At 58.0% G+C, this 4511-nt stretch carries 5 protein-coding genes and 1 pseudogene; all 6 read left to right on the top strand.

Annotation, left to right across the window (positions count from 1 at the left end; all coding sequences use genetic code 11):
• Positions 1-128, top strand: a pseudogene (locus tag FS320_RS51190) (IS481 family transposase); the annotation flags it as partial.
• 101 nt (positions 129-229) lie between these two features.
• Positions 230-715 carry a hypothetical protein gene (locus FS320_RS38645; RefSeq protein ID WP_152717629.1) on the top strand — a complete coding sequence of 162 codons (486 nt, stop codon included), beginning with the start codon at positions 230-232 and terminating at the stop codon, positions 713-715.
• Between the two features lie 184 nt (positions 716-899).
• Positions 900-1769, top strand: a complete 870-nt coding sequence (locus FS320_RS38640) for a Mom family adenine methylcarbamoylation protein (RefSeq protein WP_152717628.1) — start codon at positions 900-902, stop codon at positions 1767-1769.
• Positions 1770-2486: 717 nt separating this feature from the next.
• A complete protein-coding gene (gene repC, locus FS320_RS38635) occupies positions 2487-3641 on the top strand; it encodes a plasmid replication protein RepC (RefSeq protein ID WP_152717626.1) in 1155 nt (384 codons plus the stop codon).
• 84 nt (positions 3642-3725) lie between these two features.
• Positions 3726-4031: a helix-turn-helix transcriptional regulator gene (locus tag FS320_RS51185; RefSeq protein WP_152717624.1), complete on the top strand. Its 306-nt coding sequence runs from the start codon at positions 3726-3728 to the stop codon at positions 4029-4031.
• A gap of 162 nt (positions 4032-4193) precedes the next feature.
• On the top strand, positions 4194-4511 hold a 318-nt coding region (locus FS320_RS47330), incomplete at its 3' end, for a hypothetical protein (protein WP_210252242.1).

The raw sequence follows: 4511 nt of genomic DNA, 5'->3' as shown, positions 1-4511 counted from the left end.
TGCGAAGCCGCCTGGCTGCCGAGCCGAAGCTCGCCAACCGCCGCTACAAGCCACCCGATGCAGACGCGTTGCCGCCAGCCCTCCAGGTCATCGCTCATGCCAAGGAGGTCTCGCATCCAGACAATTAACCATACTCTGCCACCCTGACATTGAGGTCTTCGCTCAGTGGACCTTAATCCAATGAACCCCGTGCAGCTGCTCCATCGCTGCGCGGGGTTTTGGTTTTCTGATGACAGCTGTTCTCCCCCGTGCCCTCTATCACGCGACTCCTCTTTATCGATACGATCCTAAAGCCACAGTCAATCACGGCATCTGGGATCCCGATGTTCATGGTCAGATCAAAGACCATGGCCTGAAACCAAGCATGCATTCGAGTAAGGATGTGCCTGTTGTCTTCCTGACCGACGAGATCGGGATCGCCACCAACTATGCTGAATGCAATCGTGGGGAAGAGTGGCCCGTTGACTGGATCATCCTTGCAGTCGATTCCTCGGTCATAGACCAGCAACTCCTTCTTCCTGATATGGATCAAGAAGCTCAAACCATGGCCGACGACATCCTGGCTCAGGGGTACACGCAAGCCGAATGGGATGCCGGTGTGGTCCCTTGGTTCCCAATATTCAAGATCACAGGCCAGGTCCGGTATAGTGCAGCGATCCCACACACTGCCATCACGCCATTTAGGCTCCTGCCTGTGGATCCCGCGTCACAATAATCTTTTGTTAAGGGCCGGAGCCTACCTCTGGCCTCAAGGATCAACCTGACTGATCCTGTCCTCCGAGAACCCTGCGTAGCATAGCCCCCGCTGCGCAGGGTTTTCTGTTTTCGGCTTCGGCCGTCGCGGTAGGCGCCGCCTCTAACCAGCTCTCCAAGCTTCCCCTCTCAAATCATCTTTGGAAATGACCCAGCTATCGCTCTTCGACCTATCGATGCGGTGGAATAGCCGCCGCGCGTCCTACCGTCCCTCTCAGGAGCCGATTGACCCCAGCAAGTTCTCTGTCGCGCCAATCGGAGACGCCGCCGCCAGAGACTTCGTGATCAGACATCACTATTCAGGCTCCTATCCGGCCGCGATCGCGGCCTATGGCTTGTTCGAGAGAACCGCTGCCTTCCAGCAGGAACTGGTCGGGGTCGCTGTCTTCTCCGTTCCCATGCAACCGAGGGCCGCCGCCGCTTATGGTGCAACTCCCGCGGCGAAATTCTGTGAACTCGGCCGATTTGTTCTCAAGGATCACGTGGGAGGCAACGGAGAAACCTTCTTCTTATCAAGAGCTCTCCGGCTCCTCGCCCAGGACAAGCAGCGGGCGGATCGCCGCCCATTGTATGATCTGTGTCTCTCGTATAGCGACCCGATGCCCAGAACCACCTCGGCCGGGACGCTCATTCACGCCGGGCATATAGGGCAGATTTATGTTGCGTTCTCAAGTATTTATGTCGGACGGGGCACACCTCGCACCCATTGGCTGACACGCGACGGCTCGATTGTCTCTCCCCGCGCTCTCTCGAAGCTCCGGAACGGCGAACGGGGCGCTGCTTACGCCTATGAGTTCCTCCGCTCCCATGGAGCCCCAGCGCGCGCTCTTGGCGAACCGGAGGCGGATTACATCCGTCGAGCCCTGCAGGAGGGGCCCTTCCGGCGCATGCGGCACAACGGGAACCATGCCTACGTCTTCCCGTGCGGGACGCATTCCACGCGCCAGGAGATCCGCCGGCGGATGGATAAGGGACTGCCGCGTCCGACCAAAACAGACCTGCCTATGGCGGCCTAGAATCTAGTTCAAATATCCAAGCTGCAGAACAGTTCCGTTAACAGTCTTTAACTATGCCTCCAGCTGCGCGTCCGAATCATAATGCCGGATCGCGAGTCGAACTTCGGGCTGAATACTACGCGACATCGAATCAAGTGTGTAACTTGGAATCACCCGGAACCGGGCCTTTACATGCGAATTGACTCGCCCTTTCGGGCTAAATGATTCCAGCCAAAGAAGTTTCCCACCGCTGAATCGATCTATTGTGAATGGATTCTTGCTAGCCGACTCCACACCCTAACTGGAATCGGGCATCACTCGTGATGGCACGAGTGTAATGGGTGGATGCCATGCCTGATGCAAAGCATACTGAACGTGTTCAGCGCTTTCGTAAGTCTCGCCGTGAGCGGGGAGACCACGAGATGAACGTTTGGGTGCCCGGTTCTCTTAGGGTTGCGATCGATGAAGCCATCGAAAGCGGTCGTTTCAGGAACCGGCAGGAAGCAATCACCCATGCCCTCGAGGCCACATTTGCCCGAAAGGAGCGAAATGTCGTGACGTAAACTAGGCAAAGCAAAAGGCCCACGAAGCTGGACACTTCGAGGGCCTTTGGAGACCACCGCGAGGGTGGGCATATGGAATGATTAAGCACCTTCCTTATGCCATCCCGACAAGCTGAGTGTCAAGAGCATCGGTTTCGGTGAACGCTCCCGCTTTGCCCTCAACATGGAGGGTACGATGCAACTCGCATCGTCAGGAGGCCGGCGGCTGAGACATGCTGCTTTGGCCGCGAGAGAACTTGCGCTCGACGCTGGGCGCACGGTAACGCGGAAAGAACTATCTGCGGCGGCTCGGGACGCCGCCAAGGCCCTGGAATTGCGGAACGGACCCCGATCGGTTCTGTCCGAGCTCGTCGCCTGCTGGGGCGAGCAGGAGTGGGAGCGGCTGCTTGTCTGGCCGTCGAACGACTACCTCATGAGCCGCACCGGCCTGTCCGAACGGGCAGTCCGCTATGCCTTTAGAGTTTTGATCGACCAGCAACTGATCGTCCCGAAGGAATCGCCCAACGGGAAGCGCTTTGCTGTCAAAGACTTGGCAGGCGAGATCGTCGACGCCTTCGGGTTCGACCTGACCCCTGTCTACGCCAGGCGAGGGGAGTGGGCCGAGCGTCTCATCGAACAGAAACAGGTTCGTGAAGCCCGCAAGCGCGCATTCGACGAGATCACCATCGCCCGTCGGGCCGCCCAGGAGGCTTTGTCCGCCCTTGCCGAGCACTATCCGGATCTGGATCGCTCCGATCTTGAGGATCGTCTCAGGACTCTGAAAGCCCATACGCCTTTGCGCGTCTCCAAGGCGATGCCGCTGGATGCTCTCGACGAGTGGAAAGACCTGAGGACACTCTGCGAGAAAGCTTTCTTTGATGCTGGCAATGGGGGCAAAGAATGCCGTCACACTAATAACAACAACGGATCTCCTAGCGAGTCTTGTAACAAAGGCTTTCCGAAGAAAGCTGAGGCAGTTCGTCCAACCGAACAAACCTCGGAGCACCTATCACCGGAATTGATCCTTGAGGCCTGCCCAACCCTCAGCGATTTCGGCCAGCCGGTGCGGGATCTGGCGGATATCGTCTCCGCCGGCCGCTACCTGCGCGCTTCCCTTGGGGCGCATGAGAGCGCCTGGGCCGAGGCGGTGGAGGACATCGGGACCGTCAGGACGGCGATCGCCGTGATCTATACGCTGCAGCTCTACGAGGATGACCTCGCAAAGCATGGCGGAGAAAGCCGGATCAAGAATCCCGGAGGGTACTATCGGGCACTCGTCCGCATGATCAAATCTGGGAAACTCGACCTCGGCGTCGAGCTCTTGGCGATGAGGAGGCGGCGAATGATGTAAGCCGTGCGCAACCTTCAGGCCAGTTTCGTACCCTATAGGCGCAACCATCGTTGATTCGTTGATAATTGCGTACGGATAGAACTGATGTTTGCTCATGAAGATCTATGGCAGGCCATCGATTTGCTCGCCGAGCGATCCGGGCTTTCGACGTCTGGCCTCGCTCGAAAAGCTGGGTTGGATGCGACTTCGCTCAACCCGTCCAAGCGGGTAAGTTCCGATGGGCGAGAGCGCTGGCCATCGACGGAAACGCTCTCCAGACTGCTCGCTGCCGCCGAGACGGATCTGCTGGCCTTCGCCACGCTCATGAACTCTTTGCCGGAACAGATGGAACGGACAATTGGCGATCGGGAACAGTTCGACGAAATGGAGCAGAGCCGAGAAGCTGCTTAGGCACTTCGGCCTCAAGCCCTCGTTCACCCTTATCCGATCCCTTCCTCCGACATCGTCGAGGACAGAAGGAGGGGGAACGGAAAGGTAAGGAATTTCGCCCATGGGTAAGGCTCGATCTGCCCCAAGCTGTCGAGTCTTGAAGCCTTCCCCAAGAGTGCCTGCGTGAACGACAAAAACAGCGACGAGATCGCAAAAATCATTCGTCTCGTGGGTGATCTAAGCCAATCCGCTGCCGGAAGAGGTGATCCGGTCAATGAGGCATACCTAAAAGGTATTGCCGAGGGGCTCGTCCTTGCCGATCTGATGAGCCGCGATCAGGTCCAAATGATGACACGCTGGGGCCATCTCCTAGTTGTTTGGTGGCGGAACGTTGTTGGGATCGGGTGCGTTACGCCATTGAGGAGTACACTTGGCGCTTTGACGGCCTGCGACGCCGAGCTTCTCACCGCAGGAGGACGTGATGCACTCCCTTCATCCGCA

Origin of the sequence: Microvirga tunisiensis (assembly GCF_009296175.1) — a bacterium.
Classification (GTDB): Bacteria; Pseudomonadota; Alphaproteobacteria; order Rhizobiales; family Beijerinckiaceae; genus Microvirga; species Microvirga tunisiensis.
Note: the sequence above shows the minus strand (reverse complement) of the source record. Positions and strands in the feature narration are given on the sequence as shown.

Coding starts and splice junctions, on each gene's coding strand:
- FS320_RS38645 (WP_152717629.1), top strand. CDS start 230: ATGACAGCTGTTCTCCCCCGTGCCCTCTATCACGCGACTCCTCTTTAT.
- FS320_RS38640 (WP_152717628.1), top strand. CDS start 900: ATGACCCAGCTATCGCTCTTCGACCTATCGATGCGGTGGAATAGCCGC.
- repC (WP_152717626.1), top strand. CDS start 2,487: ATGCAACTCGCATCGTCAGGAGGCCGGCGGCTGAGACATGCTGCTTTG.
- FS320_RS51185 (WP_152717624.1), top strand. CDS start 3,726: ATGTTTGCTCATGAAGATCTATGGCAGGCCATCGATTTGCTCGCCGAG.